Raw genomic sequence first — 3,271 nt, 5'->3', positions numbered from 1 at the left:
ACGTCCAGCTCGCGCCCGGTGCTCATCATCGGCCCCTGGGAGAAGTCCGAACCGGGCGTGGTCGCCGCCACCGACACGCGGGTCGGCAGATGCCCGTCGCCCTGCACCGGCACGGCGCGCATGGCGTGCAGTTGCGCGCGGAAGCCGGTGGTCGAGACGTTCGACAGGTTGTGGTTGACCACCGCCTGCTGATCCATACTCTGCTTGGCGCCACTCATGGCGGTGTAAAGTATGCGGTCCATGGTCAATTTCCCCGCTCAGCGCTCATCAACGCAGGTTGATGGTGGTCTGCAGGAGCTCGTCCTGTGTCTTGATGGTCTGGGAATTGGCCTGGTAGGCACGCTGGGCGATGATCATGTCGACCAGCTCCGCGGACATGTCGACGTTGGAGCTCTCCAGCGCCCCGGCCCGCAGACTGCCCAGCAAGCCGGTGCCCGGCGCACCGACCAGTTCCTGCCCGGACGCGGCGGTCGCCGCCCAGGCATTGTCGCCCACCGGCGAGAGGCCTTCGGGATTGCGGAAGTTGGCCAGCACGATCTGCCCCGCCGCCAGCGACTGCTCATTGGAATAGTGGCGCATCACGGTGCCGTCGTCCTCGATGGTGATGCCGACCAGAGCACCGGAGGTGTAGCCGTCCTGGGTCAGAGAGTTGACCGTGGAGCTGTTGGCGAACTGGGTGGCACTGCCCAGGTCGATGGTGAACGCAAGATCCTCGGCACCCGGCAAGTCCCCGAAGGTGATCTCGAACTCGGCGTCGCCGATCACGCGACCGCTGGTATCGAAGGAGAGCCCATCCTTAGTGACTTCCACCGGTTCGCTGGAACCCGCCAACACCGCCTGGACTTCCCAGGCACTTCCGCCAGCATCCTCATCCACCTTGGTGAAATAGAGCGTCATGTTGCGCGGGTTGCCGAGGGAGTCGTAGACGGTGGCATTGGTTGCATAGCTGTAGGAGGACGGGTTGCTGGGATCGAAGCTCTGTGAACTGCGGTCGATGACGCTCTCGCCGGCATCGAGGTTCATGCCAATGGTCATCTGGCTGGTGGCCTGAGCGGGAATGTCGTCGGCGGGCACGTTCAACGGCACCGGCGCGCCACCGACCTGGACGTTGCCTTCCTCATCGGCGGGATAACCCATGATCTGGGCGCCCTGGGCGTTGACCAGATCGCCCTGGGCGGTCATGGTCAACTGGCCATTGCGCGAGTAGACGACCTCGCCGCTGAGCTGCTGAAAGCGGAAGAAGCCGTCACCGGCGATGGCCAGGTCCAGGTTGCGACCGGTCCCCTCGATGTTGCCGCTGCCGAAATCCTGCTGAACGCCGGCCACCTGGGTACCCAACCCCTGGCTGTTGGCATAGACATCGGCGAACAGCACGTTGGAGCTCTTGAAACCCACCGTCTGCGAGTTGGCGATGTTGTTGCCGATGGAGCCCAGCGCCTGCTGCTGCGCGTTCAGACCACTCAATGCTTGTGAAAAGCTCATGTCCCTTCCTCGTATTTTTAGAGAATCTGTCTGATGTCACTCAGCTCGACCTGACCGTAGACCGCGCCCAGATCCAGGCGCACACCACCGTTCTGAACCGGGGTGATCCCCCCCACCACGGCATAGTTCAGGGTTTCGACGGCAATCGCCTTGTCGCCGCTGGTGGCCTCTACGCTGACGCGATAGCTACCCTCGGTGACCTGCTGACCCTCGCTGTCCTTGCCATCCCAGATGAAGGATTGCACGCCGGCACTGGCCGGACCGATGTCGTACTGATTGATGACCTGTCCGCTGGCGCTGGTGATGGTGATCTTGACGTTGTCGGCGGCCTGCCCGAGCTCGATGCCGAACGGCGTGGTATGCACCTGCCCCGAGTCGTCGACCGCCACCTGCACCTTGTCGCCCGGCACCAGTACGCCCTGGCCGATCAAGCCACTGGCCAGGAGCACCTGATTGGTATCGATCTGTTCGGTGATGCCCTTGAGGGTCTGATCGAGCTGTTCGATACCGGCGACGGTACTGATCTGTGCAAGCTGTGAGGTCAGATCGTGGTTGTCCATGGGATTGAGCGGATCCTGGTGCTGAATCTGCGTGATCAGCAACGTCATGAAGTCGTTCATGATGTCGTTTGCCGCGCTCTGATTCTGCGTCGAACTCGCGGCGTTCATGTTGCTGAGCACGTTGGTGTCGATGGTGTTGCTCATGGGTATCAGCCCTCGCCCAGGGTCAGAGTCTTGAGCAGCATCTGCTTGCTGGTGTTGAGCACCTCGACGTTGGCCTGGTAGGAGCGCGACGCAGAGATCATGTTGACCATCTCATGCACCGGCTCGACATTGGGCATGGTCACGTAGCCCTCCTCGTTGGCCAGCGGATGCTCGGGGCGATACTCCATGCGCATGGGAGCCGGGTCCTCCACCACCTCGCGAACGCGGACGCCACCGATGCCGTGGGTGCCCTGCGCCTGGGTCTCGAACATCACCTGCTTGGCGCGATAGGCCTCGCCATCCGGCCCGGCGACACTGTCGGCGTTGGCCAGGTTGCTCGCGGTGACGTTCATGCGCTGCGACTGGGCACTCATCGCCGAGCCGGAAATATCGAATACGGAAAACATCGACATCGTCTTGCTCCTGCTTGTTATTCGGGCTGCATCGCCGACTTGAGGCCCTGGATGCGGCTATTGATCATGGTCAGGGCCGCCTGGTAACGGACCGCGTTGTCGGCGAACTGCGTCCGCTCGCGATCCATGTCGACCGTGTTGCCGTCCAGACTGGGCTGGTCGGGCACGCGATACAGCAGTTCGTTGATCGCGGGCGCCTCGGCTCGCGCCGGGATGTGTCGCTCCGACGTGGTGGCGAGGGCCAACCCCTTGCCCCCCGCCCGGCCGCTTTCCATCACCCGGGAGAGTTCGCGGGAGAAGTCCATGTCGCGCGCCTTGTAGTTGGGCGTATCGGCATTGGCGATGTTGCTGGCCAGCACCTCGTGACGCTTGGCGCGGAGGTTCAATGCCTCCTGATGAAAACGCAGGGCACCGTCGAGCTGATCGATCATCCGTTGAACCTCCATCTTGGCATGACCGCACGCGGCCACGGGGTATTGGGTCAGCGTGAAGATTAGAGGAGCGCCTGTCATGGCAAAGCCTCGAACAGGCCATGGATTGCGCTTCATTTTCGACGATGCCCGACAGCGCCAATCCCTAGAATCGTGGTAACTATTCAGGTGGCTGCGGATGGGGTATCGCCAACCAGCTGATTTTTCTGGCATAGTGCACAGCATCATTCGGCACACCTAT

General features: G+C 62.4%; 5 protein-coding genes. All 5 read right to left on the bottom strand.

Going from position 1 to position 3,271, the window contains the following annotated elements; all coding sequences use genetic code 11:
- A partial coding sequence (locus tag B7L72_RS01465) for a flagellar basal body protein (RefSeq protein ID WP_217806021.1) occupies positions 1–242 on the bottom strand: 242 nt, incomplete at its 3' end.
- Positions 243–267: 25 nt separating this feature from the next.
- Positions 268–1,482 (bottom strand): flagellar hook protein FlgE, encoded by a 1,215-nt coding sequence (gene flgE, locus B7L72_RS01460; RefSeq protein WP_081192145.1) that lies wholly within the window; start codon positions 1,480–1,482, stop codon positions 268–270.
- Positions 1,483–1,499: 17 nt separating this feature from the next.
- Positions 1,500–2,186 carry a flagellar hook assembly protein FlgD gene (locus B7L72_RS01455; RefSeq protein ID WP_081192143.1) on the bottom strand — a complete coding sequence of 229 codons (687 nt, stop codon included), beginning with the start codon at positions 2,184–2,186 and terminating at the stop codon, positions 1,500–1,502.
- Between the two features lie 5 nt (positions 2,187–2,191).
- Complete coding sequence (flgC, locus tag B7L72_RS01450) at positions 2,192–2,599, bottom strand: flagellar basal body rod protein FlgC (RefSeq protein ID WP_081192141.1); 408 nt, start codon at positions 2,597–2,599, stop codon at positions 2,192–2,194.
- A gap of 17 nt (positions 2,600–2,616) precedes the next feature.
- On the bottom strand, positions 2,617–3,030 hold the full coding sequence (flgB, locus tag B7L72_RS01445) for a flagellar basal body rod protein FlgB (RefSeq protein WP_081139159.1): 414 nt from the start codon (positions 3,028–3,030) through the stop codon (positions 2,617–2,619).
- Positions 3,031–3,271 lie beyond the last annotated feature (241 nt).

It is taken from the genome of Halomonas sp. BC1 (assembly GCF_002078135.1).
GTDB classification, from domain to species: domain Bacteria; phylum Pseudomonadota; class Gammaproteobacteria; order Pseudomonadales; family Halomonadaceae; genus Vreelandella; species Vreelandella stevensii.
This window is presented reverse-complemented; position numbering and strand designations above follow the sequence as displayed.